Raw genomic sequence first — 16,121 nt, 5'->3', positions numbered from 1 at the left:
CCTACAGGTGCAGGAGCCGCTCGGTCACCTACAGGTGCAGGAGCCGCTCGGTCACCTCGCGGTAGTCGCGCAGGGCGAGCCGCAGCTTCTCGGTGTCGTCCGTGTCGCTCTCCCCGGCCGCCTGCCAGGTCGTCCGCAGGTTGCGGCGGCGCCGGGTCATGGCGTCCGTGAATTCGGTGGTCAGCTCCTCCAGGACGTGGTCCGCCTCCTCGACGGACGCCCGCGGGCCGTCCACGAACCCACCGACGGCGTGCTGCATCCGCAACGAGTACTTGTCGCACTCGTCGTGCGACAGCAGCGCCCCGTCGCCGTCACCCTGCGGACCGGTACCGCGCTGCTCCGCGGGGGTGGGGCCGCTCTGCCCGGCACGGGAGGGGTCGCCCTGCCCGGCGCGGGCGAACTCCGCCTCCTCGGCGCGCCTGGATTCCGGCTGCCCGGCGCGGGTGCGGTCACCGCCCTGCCCGGCGCGGGCCGAATCCCGCTGCCCGGCGCGCATGGCTTCCTGCTGCCCTGCCCGCATGCCGGCGCCCTGTCCGGCGCGGGTGTCGCGGTCGTCGGCGGGCATGCTCCGCGTGTCGTCGGCTGTCGAGCGGGACGGGTTCGCGGTCTCGCGGGACCCCATACCGCCGGGGGCCTCACCGGGGTCGCGGACGGCCGGGTCGGCCGGGGTGCCGGGTCCTGTCGCCGGAGCGGCCTGGGCGTCCTGGGCGTGCCGGTGGACCAGGGGGTCGATGTCGCCGCGACCCGTCATCGCCTCGCGACGCGGAGTGTTCTCATTGCCGTTGTCCGAAGTCATCTTCTTCACTTCCTCAACTCCCCTTCGCATGACGCCTGGTCAGTACCGACGGAACATGGGCCCGGTGGGAACGCTCGTCCGGGACGGATGCCGCGGCAGGGGTGGTGTCGGCGGTGTCCTGACGGGCGTCCTCGCGAACCGGGGCCAGCAGCTCCTCGAAGAGGACGCGGGCCTCCACCATGGACGCGCGGAGCTCCTCCGTGCTGCCGTCGGCGCCCGCGGTGGGGGCGTACGTGGCCTGGTGGACGCGCCGGTAGCCGTGCAGATGGTGTCCGTGGTGGACGGAGAGCGCGTCGAGCTGCTCCTCGTAGCGCTCACCGTCGGGGAAGCCGCGTGCGCCGGCCAGCTCGGCGACCAGCCGGTCCGCCTCGGCCACCGCCTCCTGGGGCGAGTCGACGAAGCGTTCCTGAACGGCCCCCCAGCGGGCCGCGTACTCGTCGCGGGCCGCGGGCTCCAGCGGCCGTTCACGCAGCGAGCCGTGCCGCTTCACCCGCTCGGCGAGGTCACGCTCGGCGGCCCTGGCGTCGCCGTCGTGCTGGGAGACGGCACGGTCGTACTCGGGCCCGAAGCGCCGCCGCAGTGTGCGCCCGCCCTGCGGCCTGCGGGCCAGAAGGATCAGCGCGGCCGCGACGACGGCGACCGCCACGATCACGATCAAAGCGATGATGAGGCCTGTGGACATGGGTGCCTTCCGGGGTTCTCGACCCGACGGGCCGGTTCGAGGACCGGGTTGCCCGGAACCCCGCACTCAAACGAACCCCTCACCGGCGCCCCGCCGAAATCCGCTTGCGAACCAGGGGCCGCGCCTCCCGACAATGACCGCCATGACCTGGACCATCGCCCCCGAGCCCTTCGACTCGTCCGTCGCCGCCGCACTGTGGCGCGCGTACTACACGGAGGTCAGCGACCGCTGGTACCTGCTGCACGAGGGGCACCCGACCGACCCCGAGGAACTGGAGCGGGAGATCGCGGCGGCCACGGGCGCCGAGTTCCAGGCACCCGACGGGGTGCTGCTGGTCGCGCGGTACGGCGGCGACCCCGGCGGCATGGCCGGGGTGCGGATGCTCGACGCCGCGACGGGTGAGCTGAAGCGCGTGTTCGTGCGCGAGCAACTGCGCGGCACAGGCGGCGCGCCACTGCTGCTCGCGGCGGCCGAGGAGGCGGCGCGTGGCCTCGGCGCCGCGCGGCTGGTCCTCGACACCCGGGGCGACCTGACGGAGGCACGCGCCCTGTACGCGCGGCACGGCTACGAGGAGACCGAGCCGCACAACGACGAGACCTACGCCGACCACTGGTTCACGAAGAAGCTGACGCCCTGAAGCGGTTCACGAAGAAGCTGACGCCCTGAAGTCCGACGGAGGACTCACGCCGGTGTCCGGACTCACGCCGCTCTCCCGCGCGGATGCGCACGCGGCACCGTCCCGTCGTGCGGCCGCTCCCCGTCGGACCCGCACAGCTCGCCGTTCAGCTCCTTGACCAGCTTGGTCAGATCGGTCGGGCGGTCCGGACCCCACCAGTCGCCGAGCAGCTCCGCCAGGGACTCCTCACGGGCCTCGGCCAGCCTCCCGGCGACCTCGCGGCCTTCGTCCGTGAGGACGAGGTCGAGCCCTTCGCGGGCGGCGAGGCGGCGCTCCTCCAACTGCCGGGCCGCGGCCAGTACGACGGGCAGCGGTACGGTGCTGCGCTCGGCCAGCAGCGCGGGCTCCGCCCAGCCGTACTTCTTGATCCGCAACAGCAGCCAGCTCGCGGCGGGCAGCAGGTCGTACCCGGCCCGCGCGGTGATCTTCTCGTAGATCTCCCGCCGCCCCTCCCGGGTGCCGAGCAGGGAAAGCGCGCGGCACACCTCGTCGTACGACGACCGCTCCACGGGATTGGTGGCCAGCGTCTCGGTGATGTCGGGTGCCGTGACCGAACCCCGCAGCTTGTCCTCGCGCAGGAACCAGGCCAGGACGAAGCCGAGCAGGGCGACCGGGGCGGCGTACAGGAAGACGTCGGTGATCGACGAGGCGTACGCGTGCAGGACGGGCTGGCGGAGCGCGGACGGCAGGTCGGCGATGCCCTTCGGGTCGGCCTTGAGGCTGTTCGGCGTGATGCCGGCGGGGAGTTGCCTTCCGCTCAGCACGGCCACCAGGTTGTCGCCGAGGCGGCTCGCGAAGACGGTGCCGAAGATGGCCACGCCGAACGAGGCGCCGATGGAGCGGAAGAAGGTGGCGCCGGAGGTGGCGACGCCCAGATCCTCGTACGAGACCGCGTTCTGCACGATCAGGACCAGGACCTGCATGACCAGGCCGAGGCCCAGGCCGAAGACGAGGAAGTACACGCTCATCTCTCCGGTACTGCTGTGCTCGTCGAGCTGGTGGAGCAGGAGCAGACCGAGCGCCGTGACACCGGTGCCCGCGATGGGGAAGACCTTCCAGCGTCCGGTACGGCTGACGATCTGCCCGGAGACGGTCGAGGACAGCAGCAGCCCGAACACCATGGGCAGCATGTACACGCCGGACAGGGTGGGGCTCACGCCCCGGACGACCTGGAGGAAGGTCGGCAGATAGGTCATCGCGCCGAACATCGCGAAACCGACGATGAAGCTGATGACGGCGGAGAGGGTGAAGGTGCGGATCCGGAAGAGCCTGAGGGGCAGGACGGGTTCGGCCGCCCGCTGCTCCACCGCCACGAAGGCCACGGCGAGCAGGACACCGAGCACCGCGAGACCGATGATCTGCGGCGAGCTCCACCCCCAGGTGGTGCCGCCGAGCGAGGCCACGAGAACGAGACAGGTGGCGACCGCGGCGATGAGGAACGTGCCGAGGTAGTCGATGACGTGCTGGGCGGACTTCCTCGGGATGTGCAGGACCGCCGCGATCACGATGAGCGCGACCACGCCGACCGGCAGGTTGATGTAGAAGACCCAGCGCCAGCTGAGGTGCTCGGTGAACAGCCCGCCGAGCAGTGGCCCGAGCACGCTCGTCGCACCGAAGACAGCTCCGAACAGCCCCTGGTACTTGCCCCGTTCGCGCGGCGAGACGATGTCGCCGACGATCGCCATGGACAGCACGATGAGCCCACCGCCACCGAGGCCCTGAAGGGCCCGGAAGCCGATCAACTCACCCATGTTCTGCGCCATTCCGCACAATGCGGACCCGACGAGGAAGATCACGATCGCGGCCTGGAACAGCTTCTTCCGGCCATACTGGTCGCCGAGTTTGCCCCACAGCGGAGTGGCCGCGGTCGACGCGAGCAGATACGCGGTGACCACCCACGACAGATGTTCGAGCCCGCCCAGGTCGCTGACGATGGTGGGCAGCGCGGTCGACACGATCGTCTGGTCGAGGGCGGCCAGCAGCATGCCGAGCAGCAGCGCGCCGATCGAGACGACGACGCTGCCGTGCACCGGCGCCTCCTTGGCGTCGACGGCGGCCGCCGAGCGCCTCCGCACGGCCGACTCGTTCACACCGTACGGGGGGTCGTGCGGCGGCGCGTCCGGGTCGTGCACATCACCGGGTGTCTCGCCCGTCATGCGGACCTCCCATGAGCCCCTGGGGTGCCGGTCACCCTCCATGGTGGTCGGTATGGCGGGTTATGGCCTGTTGAAGCTTGTAACGGGTGCGGAAGGCGGGATTCCGGGGGCTCCTGGGAGAAGGTGTGGTGGATGTGGCTAACCTCGGGAGTTCCGAGGGGGCGAGTCTCAGGGGGAGGGACCCAACGCGTGACTGAACCGAACGGGCATGTCTGCCCCGAGTGCGCCGCGCCCCGGACACCGGACGGCACCCCGTCCTGCGCCTGCACCCGGCGCGCGTCCGACGCCCTGCGCGACGCGCGCACGGCGGAGGCGGCAGCGGCGGAGGACTTCGACCCCCTGCGAATACGCCCCTACGTGGATCTGCCGGCGACCGAGTCCTCCCCTTCCCCCTCCCCCTCCCCCTCCCCCGCCACCATGCGCCTGCGTACGGTGCCGTCGGAGGCCACCACCGCCGCACGGCACGTCGACTCCGGGAACGAACCCCCGTACCCACCCCTGTCCCCCTTCCCGGAGGAACCTCCCCGGCGCCGACGGCGTACGGCCCTGCTGGCCGTGACAGGGGCCGCGGTGGCGGTCGTGGCGGCGGCGGGGTTCGCGAGCGGGCTGTTCTCGTACGACGCCCCCGCGCGGGACAGGGCGCTGCCGGACGATGTACGGGCGAGCGTGCCGGACCCGTCACCGTCACCGACGCCGACGTCGGCGCCGTCGTCCCCGTCGTCGCGATCAGACTCGGGGTCGGCCCCCGGGGGCGCCACGTCCCCCACAACCACGGCAACGACAACGACCGCGCCGCCCCCGTCCCCCAGCGGAAGCCCGTCCCCCTCGGCGTCGGCGTCGGCGACGCGATCACAGCCGCCCGCGCCCTCACCGTCATCCACACCCACGCCCACCGCGGCCGCGTCGTTGGCGCCGGGCCAGGGCTCCACGGGCGATCAGCCCGCCCAGACCCTGCGCCGCGGCGACAAGGGCTCCGAGGTCACCGAACTCCAACTGCGCCTGCGCCAGTTGTCCCTCTACACCGGCAAGGCCGACGGTACGTACTCCGGCCAGGTCGAGGACGCGGTACGCCGCTATCAGTGGGCGCGTGGCATCAGGGGCGACGAGTCCGGGGTGTATGGGGCGGCGACACGGGCGAGCCTCGAGGGTGAGACGAGGACGCCGTAGCGGTCCGACGGGTTCGGTGAATTCCTCGACTGCGGCCCGGCGGGGGCCGTTCGCGCAGTTCCCCGCGCCCCTGAGGCGGGGGCTTCGCCCCGCACCCCCCGCCCTCCCAATCCGTTCACCTGCCGGCCGGTGGGGGCTTGGCGCGCAGTTCCCCGCGCCCCTAAGACGGGGCTGCGCCCCGCATCCCCCGGCCACCCGATTCGTTCGACTGCGGGCCGGTGGGGGCTTGGCGCGCAGTTCCCCGCGCCCCCAAGACGGGGCTGCGCCCCGCACCCCCCGGCCTCCCAATCCGTTCGCCTGCCGGCCGGTGGGGGCTTGGCGCGCAGTTCCCCGCGCCCCCGAGGCGGGGGCTTCGCCCCGCATCCCCCGGCCACCCGATTGGTTTGGCGCGCGGTTCCCCGCGACCCTGACGGGGCGCTCTTTTCGGCGCCGGTTCGTATGTTCAGCCCGTCCGGCGTTTGAGGGCGAGGCCGTCAGTGCGATGGGGCACCGGGGCGCAGCCCCGTGCCCCAGGGGCGCGGGGAACTGCGCGATCGGCCCCCACTCGCCCGCAGTCGACGGACACACCCCGGGGGTCTGGGGGCGGAGCCCCCAGGTAGGGATGGGACGGGTAGGGGCGGCGGGGGCGAGGAAACCGGGTGTCAGCCGACGTGCAGGCGTATCGTCCCGTCCCCGACAACCTCCACCCGCACCTGCGTCAGATCACGCACGACGACATCCGGACGATGAAAGCCGGCCCGGGACCCCACCCCGACCACCCGCATCCCGGCACCCCGCCCAGCAGCAATCCCGGCCCCCGAGTCCTCGAAGACCACACAGTCCTCAGGCGCCACACCCAACTCGGCAGCACCCTTCAGAAAACCCTCGGGATCAGGCTTGCTCGCACCGACGGACTCCGCGGTGACCCGCACATCCGGCAGCCCCAGCCCGGCGGCAGCCATCCGCGCCGTGGACAGTCCCACATCCGCGGAGGTGACAAGGGCATGCGGCACCCCGCCCAGCGAGGCAAGAAACTCCGCGGCACCCGGAATCGCGACGACCCCGTCCATGTCGGCGGTCTCCTCGGCGAGCATGCGCGCGTTGTCGGCGTAGTTCTGCTCCATCGGCCGGTTCGGCAGCAGCACCGCCATCGACGCGTACCCCTGCCGCCCGTGGACGACCTTCATGACCTCGTCCCCGTCCAGCCCGTGCCGCTCGGCCCAGCGGTGCCAGCAGCGCTCGACCACGGCGTCCGAGTTGACGAGGGTGCCGTCCATGTCGAGCAGGAGGGCGCGGGCGGTCAGAACGGTGGTGGCCGTCATCGGCAGGCTCCAGGGCGCGGGGAAGGGGCCGGGGGCGTCCATTGGATCAGCACCGGGTCCCCCGGGGGACAAGGCGGCCCCGCCCGCCGGTCAGGGAGTGCGGACGGGAGCCACTTTGTTTCTCTACGATACAAAACGAGAGGGAGCAGCGCCACCACCCCCGACCAGGACGAGCGCCGGGCCCTTCGACGACACCCCGACGGACGAGCCTCGGGCCCTTCACCGGCACCCCGAAGAGCGCGGCGCCGAAGAGCGGGGCGCCGACGGCTCAGGCCGCCACCGCCTCGTACAGACTCCAGACCCCCAGCGCCAGCATCAGCATGGCCGCGACCTTGGTGATGAGCTCCAGCGGAACCCGCTTCATCAGGGCCTTGCCGCCGACGATGCCGAGTCCGGCCACCGCCCAGAGCGCGAGCACCGCACCGAGGCCGACCGAGAGCGGGTCGTCGTACCGGGCCGCGAGGTTCGCCGTCATGATCTGCGTGAGGTCACCGAACTCGGCGACCAGGATGAGCATGAAGCCCGCCCCCGAGACCTTCCAGAAGCTCTGGTTCGCGGGATCGCGGATATCCTCCTCGTCCTCGCCCTTCTTCAGGAGCAGCACGGCGGCACCGGCGAGGAACAGCACACCCGTGATCGCGTGCACGATCTGCTGCGGCAGCAGGGTCAGCACACTGCCCGCGGCGACGGCGAGCGCGACGTGCACGGCAAAGGCGGCGGCGACGCCCGCGAAGACGTACGAGGCGCGATAGCGGGTGCCGAGGACGAGCCCGGCGAGCGCGGTCTTGTCCGGCAGCTCGGCGAGGAAGACGACGCCGAAGACGAGCGCCATCACGGTGATGCTGATCAAAATCCCTCAATCGGTCGGGGCTGCCCCACCGAGAGTGCTGTGACTGCTGCGCGACACCTCGGCACGGCAGCACACATCGGCGCCCGCACGAGGACGTACGCGCGGACAGTGCACTGCTCTGCCGAAGGTCTCGCTGGCCGACCGTGACGGTCTGCCTCCGGGCGCCGGCTCAGACGAGCTGAGCAGTATGTCGACGGTCCGGCGAAGAGCTACTCCCCTTCTGCGCCACCCATCGTACGGGATGACGAAACGGGCCGGGCAGGGCCAAAGGTCCCGAGCCCCTCGGACCGGCCACACCGCCGCACCCCCGGAGCCCGCCTTCCCCGATCCACAGAAAACGATTGCCCCGAACCCCTTGGCATGTCATGCGCACGTCACTAGCTTCTTACCTGCCTCACACCTTCCGGAAATGCGGCACCGCGAGCATGGGCCCGCTCGCCCCAACGTCCCCCCACCTCAAGGGAGTTCGCATGCCAAAGGTCTACGCGCGTCGACGGCTGAGCATACTCGCAGCCCTCACCGGCCTGATAGCCATGGTCGGGATTTTCAACGGCCCGACCGCCTCCGCCGCGCTCCCCACCCCGGTCAGCGCCGCCACCGCGCGCACCTACCTCGCCTCGCTCACCGTGGCGACGGAGAACCGCACCGGCTACGACCGTGCTCTCTTCCCCACCTGGATCACCATCAGCGGCACCTGCAACACCCGTGAGTACGTCCTCAAGCGCGACGGTTCGAACGTCGTCACCAACTCCGCCTGCACCGCCACCAGCGGCACCTGGTACTCGGTCTACGACGGCGCCACCTGGACCGCCGCCTCCGACCTGGACATCGACCACCTCGTCCCGCTCGCCGAGGCCTGGGACTCCGGCGCCAGCGCCTGGACCACCGCCCAGCGCCAGGCCTTCGCCAACGACGTGACCCGTCCGCAGCTCATCGCCGTCACGGACAACGTGAACCAGCAGAAGAGCGACCAGGACCCGGCCGAGTGGATGCCCCCGCTCAGCTCCTACGCCTGCACCTACGTCCGCGCCTGGGTCCAGGTGAAGTACTACTACAACCTCAAGGTCGACTCGGCGGAGAAGAGCAAGCTCAGCTCGGTCCTCAGCGGCTGCTGATCCCCGCACCGACCCCCGCAACGATCCCCCCACGGATCCCCACCGGTCCCCTCCCCCCACGGAATCCGGCGCAGTTCCCGGAACCTCCCCGCTCATCTCCGTCGTTCCGTACCGTACGGGGCGACGGAGAGGGGTGATCACCTTGGCGGAACTGCGCCTGGGACCGCTGCTGAGGTACGTCGACGGCTCGTCCGCGACCTTCTGGGTCGAGGCGAGCCGTCCGTGCACCGCCGAGGTGCGCTGCGCCGACGGCGCCCGCGGCTCGGCCCGCACCTTCCAAGTCGCCGGGCACCACTACGCGTTGGTGCCGGTGAGCGGTCTGACCCCGGGCACGGACACCGCCTACGAGGTACTGCTGGACGGCGTCGGTGTCTGGCCGCTGCCCGACTCCCCCTTCCCGCCGTCGGTCGTCCGCACCCGGGGCGAGGAAGACGCCGTCCGTGTCACCTTCGGCTCCTGCCGCTGGGCCGCGCCGCCCGCGGACGAGAAGGACCCGGTCGGGCCCGACGCGCTGGACACGCTGGCGGACCGTGTCGCGAGCGAGCCCGAGAGCGAACGGCCGGACGTCCTGCTCCTGTTGGGCGACCAGGTGTACGCCGACGAGACCTCGAAGGCCACCCGGCGCTGGCTCGCCGCCCGCCGCAACCTCGCGGACCCGCCGGGCGACCAGGTCGCGGACTACGAGGAGTACACCCGCCTCTACTACGAATCGTGGCTCGACCCGGAAGTCCGCTGGCTACTGTCGACCGTACCCAGCTGCATGATCTTCGACGACCACGACGTGATCGACGACTGGAACACCAGCGCCTCCTGGCTCGCCGACATGCGGGCCACGGTGTGGTGGCGCGAGCGGCTGATGAGCGGCCTGATGTCGTACTGGGTCCACCAGCACCTCGGCAACCTCTCACCGCGCGAGCTCGCCACGGACGCCCTGTACGCCGCCGTCCGCGAGACCCCCGACGGCACCGACGTACTGAGCGCCTTCGCCGCCCAGTCCGACGCCGATCCGGCCTCCGTCCGCTGGAGCTACCGCCGCGATTTCGGCCGCGTACGGCTGCTGATGGTGGACACCCGGGCGGCCCGCGTGCTGGCCGAGGACCGGCGGGCGATGCTGGACCCGGGCGAGGAGCGGTGGCTGCGCGAGCAGGCGCTGGACGCGCCGGGCTCCTGCGACCACCTCCTGATCGGCACCTCACTGCCCTGGCTGCTCCCCCACCTCGTGCACGACGCCGAGGCATGGGACGCCGCCCTGTGCCGGGGTGAACGGGGCTCGCGCTGGGCCCGGTTCGGGGAGAAGCTACGCCGCCGGGCCGACCTGGAGCACTGGGCGGCCTTCCCGGCGTCCTTCGCCGCGCTCGCGGAGCTGATCGCCGAGGCCGGTTCCGGGCCGGACGCCCCCGCGACGGTGTCCGTGCTGTCCGGAGACGTCCACCACGCCTATATCGCCGAGCCCCAGTGGCCTTCCGGGACCTCTGGGACGCCCGACTCCCCCCGCTCCCCCGACGCCCGCGTCCTCCAGCTGACCTGCTCCCCCGTCCACAACTCCATCCCCCTCTCCATACGGCTCGGCTTCCGCTTCGGGTGGAGCGCGGTCGGGCGGGCGATCGGGCGCCGGTTCGCCCGGCACGGCAAGTGCGACCGGCCGCCCGTCGACTGGCGCAAAACGGGCGGCCCTTGGTTCGGCAACCAGCTCATGACCCTGACCCTGCATGGACGTTCGGCCCGGCTGAGGCTGGAGCAGGCCCGCGCGGGGAAGGGCGGGGGCGCCGCCCGGCTGCGGACGGTCATGGAGTCCGAGATCTCTTCGTGAACGGCCCCTGTCGTGCACAACGCGCCTGTGAAGCAAGCGTGATAGCGGTGCGAGGGGTGCGTGAGGGCCCCGTGATATACCCGTGACGCATCCCGCAGCGGACGGCGATCCTCCCGCCCGGGGCTCGGTTCGGGTTCTCGCCGACGGCATGATGAGGCGGACCGTCCGCTTCCAGGGGACCTTCCCGTGGAGCTCCCAGCAGGCGGTTCGCCGTCATGCGCCCTCCATGCCCGGGAGTCACACCTTTGTCTGCAGTGAGCGCCGCGCCCTCCGGGACCACCCCTGCCGTCGATGTGTCCCTCGCCGTCGTCGGCGCGGGACCGCGGGGCACCAGCGTCCTTGAACGCCTGTGCGCCTCCGCGCCGGAGCTGCTCCCGCCCGGAGCACGGCTGACGGTCCACGTGGTCGACCCGTCGCCGCCCGGCCCCGGCCGCGTCTGGCGCACCGCGCAGTCACCGCATCTGCTGATGAACACCGTGGCCTCGCAGGTGACCCTCTTCACCGACGACAGCGTGGACTGCTCGGGCCCGGTCCGCCCCGGGCCGAGCCTGCACACCTGGGCGGGCGGCGAGTTGGGCCCGGACGACTACCCGACCCGCGCGCACTACGGCCGCTATCTGGAGTGGGTGTTCGCCGAGGTGGTGCGCGGGGCGCCGCCCGGAGTGCGCGTCGAGGTGCACGCGGCGCGCGCGGTACGGCTCGACGACGATCCCGACGGCCGCCAGACCCTCACCCTCGACAACGGGCGCGCGCTGCCGGAGCTGTCCGCGGTCGTCCTCGCCCAGGGCCATCTGCCGGCGGCCCCGGACCGCGCCCAACGCGACCTCACGGCGTACGCCGAACGGCACGGCCTGCGCCACATCCCGCCCGCCAACCCGGCGGACGTCGACCTGTCCGCCGCCGCACCCGCTCCCGGCGAACCGGTCCTGCTGCGTGGCCTCGGTCTCAACTTCTTCGACCACATGGCCCTGCTCACGACGGGCCGCGGCGGCCGCTTCACCCGCACCGCCGAGGGCCTGCGCTACCTCTCCTCCGGCCACGAGCCCCGCCTGTACGCGGGCTCACGCCGCGGTGTCCCGTACCAGGCCCGCGGCGACAACGCGAAGGGCCCCTACGGCCGCCATCTCCCCCTCGTCCTCACCGACGAGGTCATCGCCGGCTTCCGCAAGCGCGCCGACTCCGGTGAGGCGCCGGACTTCCTGGGCGAGATATGGCCGCTGATCGCGAAGGAGGTGGAGACCGTCTACTACGAGGGTGTGTGCGCCGGTCGGTGGGAGCGCCCGAGGCTGCTGGAGTTCAGGGACCGTTTCCTCGCCGCCACGCACCGGAGCCCTCAAGAGGCCCGCGTCCTCGACGAGTTCGGCATCCCGGAGGGCGATCGCTGGTGCTGGGACCGCGTTTCGCGCCCGTACGCCGGCCACGGCTTCGCCACGCCCGACGCCTGGCGCTCCTGGCTGCTGGCGCATCTGCGCGAGGACGCCGAGGAGGCCGCGCTCGGGAACGTCGACGGTCCCCTGAAGGCCGCCCTGGACGTGCTGCGCGACCTGCGCAACGAGGTGCGGCGGATCGTGGACCACGGGGGCCTGCCGGGTGGCTCGCGGCGCGAGCACCTGGACCGCTGGTACACGCCGCTCAACGCCTTCCTCTCCATCGGACCGCCCCGCCGCCGCGTCGAGGAGATGGCCGCGCTGATCGAGGCGGGTGTCCTGGACGTCCTGGGCCCCCGGCTGGAAGTGCGGGCCGAGGACGGGGGGTGGGTCGCGCACTCCCCCGACGTGCCGGGCTCGACCGTCCGCGCGACCACGCTGATAGAGGCGCGGCTGCCGGAACCGGACCTCAGGCGGACGGGCGACGAACTGCTCACCCGGCTGCTGAAAACGGGCGGGTGCCGCCCGCACACGAGCGACGGTTACGAAACCGGAGGGCTGGACGTAACACCGCGCCCCTACCGTCTGATTGACCGTCAAGGTCGGCCGCACGCACGGCGGTTCGCCTTCGGGGTGCCCACGGAGGGCGTGCACTGGGTGACCGCGGCCGGGGCCCGGCCGGGTGTGGATTCGGTCACGCTTTCGGACGCCGACGCGGTGGCGCGGGCCGCGCTACGTGCGGCGACAGCGGAAACGGAAGCCCAAGCGGAACCCGGAGCATGGCTAAATGTTGAACTTGCAAGCATTGATTAGGTTCCCCTAACGTTGATGACTCACTCGGTTCCGCCCCCAGGATCCGGTTCCCCACGGACCGGACCAGACCGAAGGAGTCCCCCACATGACCGACCGCCTCAACAGCGCTCAGCCGTACGCCATCGGCCTGTTGCGTATCGTCATAGGCCTGCTCTTCGCCGTGCACGGCGCCGCCTCGCTCTTCGGTGTCCTCGGCGGCGCGGCCGGCACCGACGGCGGCTCCATCCCGTCCGGCACCTGGCCGGGCTGGTACGCGGCCGTGATCCAGCTCGTCGGCGGCGCCCTGGTGCTGCTGGGCCTCGGCACCCGCGGCGCGGCGTTCATCGCGTCGGGCTCGATGGCCTACGCGTACTTCGACGTGCACCAGTCGACGGCCCTGTGGCCGATCCAGAACGGCGGCGAGCTCTCCGTGCTGTTCTGCTGGACCATGCTGCTGCTGGTGTTCACCGGCTCCGGCGCGCTCGGCCTCGACCGGCTCCTCGCCGGGCGCACGGCCGCGTCCCGCGCGGACGAGCGGGCCTCGGAGCCCGTCGCGGCCTGACCCTGGCACCGCCCCCGGCCCGGCGCCCGCCTCCCGCACCCGGAGGTGGGCGCCGTCCCGCACCGCGCGTCCCGTACCGCCCTCGCTCAGGCCGTCCCGGCGACCCATCCGAACGGGACGGTGAAGCACGCCACCCGCGTACCTCCCGCGCCCGGCCCGTCGTAGAGCACGACCGAACCGGCCCCGCCCGGCCTGAACCCCCAGTCGTGCCGGGTCCTCGCCTCACCCGTCCCGTTCTCGTCGGCGGTGAAGTCCAGCCACACCTCGTTGTCCGGATCAGCGTGAGCCGGATCCGCGAGGCGCTGGTAGACCCCGCCCGCCGCGGCCGGATCGGCGGCGCAGGACTTCTGGTGCACCCGCGCCCCGAACGTGTGGCCCGCCTTCACTCCGGTCACCCGCAGCCGTACGGTCGTGGCGCCCCGCTCGTCCATCAGCTGGCTCACCTCGATCCAGCCGGCCGCCGGAACGACCCGCATGTCGTACGTCAGTGCCGCCGACGGAACGAAGGCGCCGGGCGGCGCGAACCGCGCGTCCGTCGTCATCCAGTAGCCGTCCGCTCCCGCGCCGCCGCCCACCGTCAGTACGGCCGACGCCAGGGCGCCGGCGATCATCCCTGCCACCATCGCTGTCCCACTCCTCCAACGCTCGTCCCCGCCCCGACTTCGCCCCTCCCTTACTCGCTCCCTCCGTGAGGAGCACATGAACCCCCAGTGACCCTCCTGTCACACCCGCCGCGTACGCTGTATGGCTGTCACAGGCCGCCTGCCGCTCCCCCGCTACGTAGCGGCGAGGTCGTGCCAACGGGGGAGTACAGGGGAGTTTCGGTGCTGGAGAGTGTGGGGCCGCTGACAGGCAGCCCATGGATCTACGCGGCGGTGGCCGTCTCGGTCCTGCTGGACGTCTTCCTGCCGGTCCTGCCGAGCGGCGTCCTCGTCATCACGGCGGCCACGGCAGCGGCGGCGGGCTCCGCGGGGGCCGTCGTCGGGCAGCCGGTGCCCAACATCATGGCGCTCACCCTCTCCGCGGCCACCGCCTCGGTCCTCGGTGATCTGGTGGCCTACCGGCTGGCCTGGCGCGGCGGCGAACGCCTGGACCGGGCCATAGCCCGCTCGCGCCGGCTGTCCAGCGCGCAGGAACGTCTCGGCGCGGTCCTCGCGCGCGGCGGCGGCGCCCGGGGCGCGCTGGTCGTCCTCGCCCGCTTCGCGCCCGCCGGACGCTCGGTCGTCTCACTCGGCGCGGGCGCGGCCCACCGCCGGGTCCGCGAGTTCCTGCCGTGGTCGATCGTTGCGGGCCTGGCCTGGGCCGCCTACAGCGTCGCTCTCGGCTACTTCGGCGGCCAGTGGCTGGGCGCGAGCTGGCTCGCGACCGGGGTGTCGTTCCTGGCGCTGTTCGGCGCGGGGGCGGGCGCGGCCTACCTGATGCGCCGTCCCGCACCCCAGGAGTCGGGCACCGGCGCCTGACCCACGGAGGCACGGACCCGCGGATATGCGGACCTGCGGACACGCGGGGCGCTATCCGGCGCGCCCGGGCTGAGCGGCCCCGCGTACCTCCAGGCCGTCCAGCAGTTCGGCGGTGGCGGCGGCGATCGCCTCGACCGCGCGGTCGAACACCTCACGGTTGTGGGCGGCCGGGGCGCGGAAGCCGGACACCTTGCGGACGTACTGGAGGGCGGCGGCCCGGATCTCCTCCTCGGTGGCCTCTTCGGGGAGCACGGGCGGGCGGAGTGTCTTGATGCTGCGGCACATGCGTCCAGTCTCGCGCGGCCGGTCGGAACCCGGGGCATCGGTCCTGCTGCCGTAGCGGGATGATCTACGTCGAGGCGGCCACCTTCCGGGGCCGACCGACGAGAGGATCGAACAGTCATGACCAAGGACCAGCCGAAGGAACGGGCCGAGGAACAGGACGCGGAACGGGCCGCAGACCGGTCGACCGTGGCGGTACTGGGCCCGGGCGGCGTCGGCGGACTGCTGGCCGCGCTGGTGGCCCGGGCCGGACACCGGGTGATCTGTCTGGCCGGGGACGATACGGCGCGGGCGCTGCGCGCGGACGGCATCCGCGTCCGCAGCGGCCGGTTCGGGGACTTCACGGCGGCCGTGGAGGCCGACACCGAACTGCGCGAACCGGTCGACGCCTGCCTGATCTCGGTCAAGCACACGGCGCTGGACGCGGCCCTGGAGCGGGTACGGCCGGAGGCGCTCGGCGACGGCCTGCTGGTCCCGTTCCTGAACGGTGTCGAACACCCGGCGGCCCTGCGAGCCCGCTACGGTGCCGCCCGTGTCGCCCCCGCCGTCATCCGTGTCGAGTCGACCCGGACCGCCCCCGGGGTGATCGAACACGGCAGCCCCTTCGCCGAGATCGACCTGACCGGTGAGAGCGTGCCGCGCGGCCGGCTGGACGCGCTCGCCGGGGTGTTGGCTGCGGCAGGCCCCACCGGCCCCACCGTCCGCGTATTGGACGACGAGGCGGCCACGCTGTGGGCGAAGATGTCGTTCCTCGCGCCGTTCGCGCTGCTGACGACCCGTTACGGGGTGCCGCTCGGCGAGGTCCGTACGCGCCACCGCGAGGAGTTGACGTCCCTGGTGGCGGAGACGGCCGCCGTCAGCCGGGCGTGCGGCGCCCCGGCGGACCCGGCCGTGGCCCTCGCCCGCTACGACGCCTTCCCGCCGGACACCAAGTCCTCCATGCAGCGCGACGCCGAGGCGGGCCGTCCGCTCGAACTCGACGCGATCGGCGGCGCGTTGCTGCGGGCCGCGGACCGGCACGGGGTGGCCGTGCCGGTGGCGCGGGGGCTGGTGAGGGAGTTGGAGGAGCTGGAGGGCGACCGCCGCCACTGACCCTGACTACGGC

General features: G+C 72.5%; 15 protein-coding genes. 8 read left to right on the top strand and 7 right to left on the bottom strand.

Translation table 11 applies throughout. From position 1 onward, the window contains the following. Positions 1-28: 28 nt before the first annotated feature. The gene (locus ACFVWD_RS29540) at positions 29-796 is read right to left on the bottom strand and encodes a hypothetical protein (protein ID WP_389600454.1); all 768 of its coding nucleotides are present in this window, start codon (positions 794-796) and stop codon (positions 29-31) included. A 13-nt stretch (positions 797-809) separates the two neighbouring features. Next, a complete protein-coding gene (locus ACFVWD_RS29535) occupies positions 810-1,478 on the bottom strand; it encodes a hypothetical protein (RefSeq protein ID WP_389600430.1) in 669 nt (222 codons plus the stop codon). 133 nt (positions 1,479-1,611) lie between these two features. Between ACFVWD_RS29535 and ACFVWD_RS29530 the strand changes: the two genes are divergently transcribed. After that, entirely contained in the window at positions 1,612-2,115 is a 504-nt protein-coding gene (locus tag ACFVWD_RS29530; protein ID WP_389600429.1) for a GNAT family N-acetyltransferase, read from the top strand. A gap of 62 nt (positions 2,116-2,177) precedes the next feature. Here ACFVWD_RS29530 and ACFVWD_RS29525 read toward each other — a convergent pair whose 3' ends face one another. Beyond that, positions 2,178-4,310, bottom strand: a complete 2,133-nt coding sequence (locus tag ACFVWD_RS29525) for a DHA2 family efflux MFS transporter permease subunit (RefSeq protein ID WP_389600427.1) — start codon at positions 4,308-4,310, stop codon at positions 2,178-2,180. 189 nt (positions 4,311-4,499) lie between these two features. Here ACFVWD_RS29525 and ACFVWD_RS29520 point away from each other — a divergent pair, with 189 nt between their 5' ends. Next, positions 4,500-5,477 (top strand): peptidoglycan-binding protein, encoded by a 978-nt coding sequence (locus ACFVWD_RS29520; RefSeq protein WP_389600425.1) that lies wholly within the window; start codon positions 4,500-4,502, stop codon positions 5,475-5,477. 641 nt (positions 5,478-6,118) lie between these two features. On the opposite strand, the gene ACFVWD_RS29515 is transcribed toward ACFVWD_RS29520, so the two are convergent. Continuing rightward, positions 6,119-6,778, bottom strand: a complete 660-nt coding sequence (locus tag ACFVWD_RS29515) for an HAD-IA family hydrolase (protein WP_389600423.1) — start codon at positions 6,776-6,778, stop codon at positions 6,119-6,121. 268 nt (positions 6,779-7,046) lie between these two features. Continuing rightward, positions 7,047-7,628: a TMEM165/GDT1 family protein gene (locus tag ACFVWD_RS29510; RefSeq protein ID WP_389600422.1), complete on the bottom strand. Its 582-nt coding sequence runs from the start codon at positions 7,626-7,628 to the stop codon at positions 7,047-7,049. 470 nt (positions 7,629-8,098) lie between these two features. Between ACFVWD_RS29510 and ACFVWD_RS29505 the strand changes: the two genes are divergently transcribed. The 4 genes from ACFVWD_RS29505 to ACFVWD_RS29490 all read left to right on the top strand — a co-directional run bounded on the left by ACFVWD_RS29505 (position 8,099) and on the right by ACFVWD_RS29490 (position 13,274). Beyond that, complete coding sequence (locus ACFVWD_RS29505; protein ID WP_389600421.1) at positions 8,099-8,743, top strand: HNH endonuclease family protein; 645 nt, start codon at positions 8,099-8,101, stop codon at positions 8,741-8,743. Between the two features lie 142 nt (positions 8,744-8,885). After that, entirely contained in the window at positions 8,886-10,553 is a 1,668-nt protein-coding gene (locus ACFVWD_RS29500; RefSeq protein ID WP_389600452.1) for an alkaline phosphatase D family protein, read from the top strand. Between the two features lie 215 nt (positions 10,554-10,768). Then, on the top strand, positions 10,769-12,733 hold the full coding sequence (locus ACFVWD_RS29495) for an FAD/NAD(P)-binding protein (RefSeq protein WP_389600419.1): 1,965 nt from the start codon (positions 10,769-10,771) through the stop codon (positions 12,731-12,733). 85 nt (positions 12,734-12,818) lie between these two features. Next, entirely contained in the window at positions 12,819-13,274 is a 456-nt protein-coding gene (locus tag ACFVWD_RS29490; protein WP_168491019.1) for a DoxX family protein, read from the top strand. Positions 13,275-13,360: 86 nt separating this feature from the next. Here the strand turns inward: ACFVWD_RS29490 and ACFVWD_RS29485 are convergent, their stop codons facing one another. Then, entirely contained in the window at positions 13,361-13,897 is a 537-nt protein-coding gene (locus ACFVWD_RS29485; RefSeq protein ID WP_389600417.1) for a superoxide dismutase family protein, read from the bottom strand. Between the two features lie 201 nt (positions 13,898-14,098). Between ACFVWD_RS29485 and ACFVWD_RS29480 the strand changes: the two genes are divergently transcribed. Beyond that, on the top strand, positions 14,099-14,734 hold the full coding sequence (locus ACFVWD_RS29480) for a DedA family protein (RefSeq protein WP_389600415.1): 636 nt from the start codon (positions 14,099-14,101) through the stop codon (positions 14,732-14,734). Positions 14,735-14,785: 51 nt separating this feature from the next. On the opposite strand, the gene ACFVWD_RS29475 is transcribed toward ACFVWD_RS29480, so the two are convergent. Next, positions 14,786-15,019 carry a DUF2277 domain-containing protein gene (locus ACFVWD_RS29475; protein WP_101405402.1) on the bottom strand — a complete coding sequence of 78 codons (234 nt, stop codon included), beginning with the start codon at positions 15,017-15,019 and terminating at the stop codon, positions 14,786-14,788. A 117-nt stretch (positions 15,020-15,136) separates the two neighbouring features. On the opposite strand from ACFVWD_RS29475, the gene ACFVWD_RS29470 reads away from it, so the two are divergent. Then, positions 15,137-16,108 carry a ketopantoate reductase family protein gene (locus tag ACFVWD_RS29470; RefSeq protein WP_389600414.1) on the top strand — a complete coding sequence of 324 codons (972 nt, stop codon included), beginning with the start codon at positions 15,137-15,139 and terminating at the stop codon, positions 16,106-16,108. Positions 16,109-16,121: the final 13 nt, after the last annotated feature.

It is taken from the genome of Streptomyces sp. NPDC058086 (genome assembly GCF_042885015.1).
In the GTDB taxonomy this organism is placed as follows: Bacteria; Actinomycetota; Actinomycetes; order Streptomycetales; family Streptomycetaceae; genus Streptomyces.
Note: the sequence above shows the minus strand (reverse complement) of the source record. Positions and strands in the feature narration are given on the sequence as shown.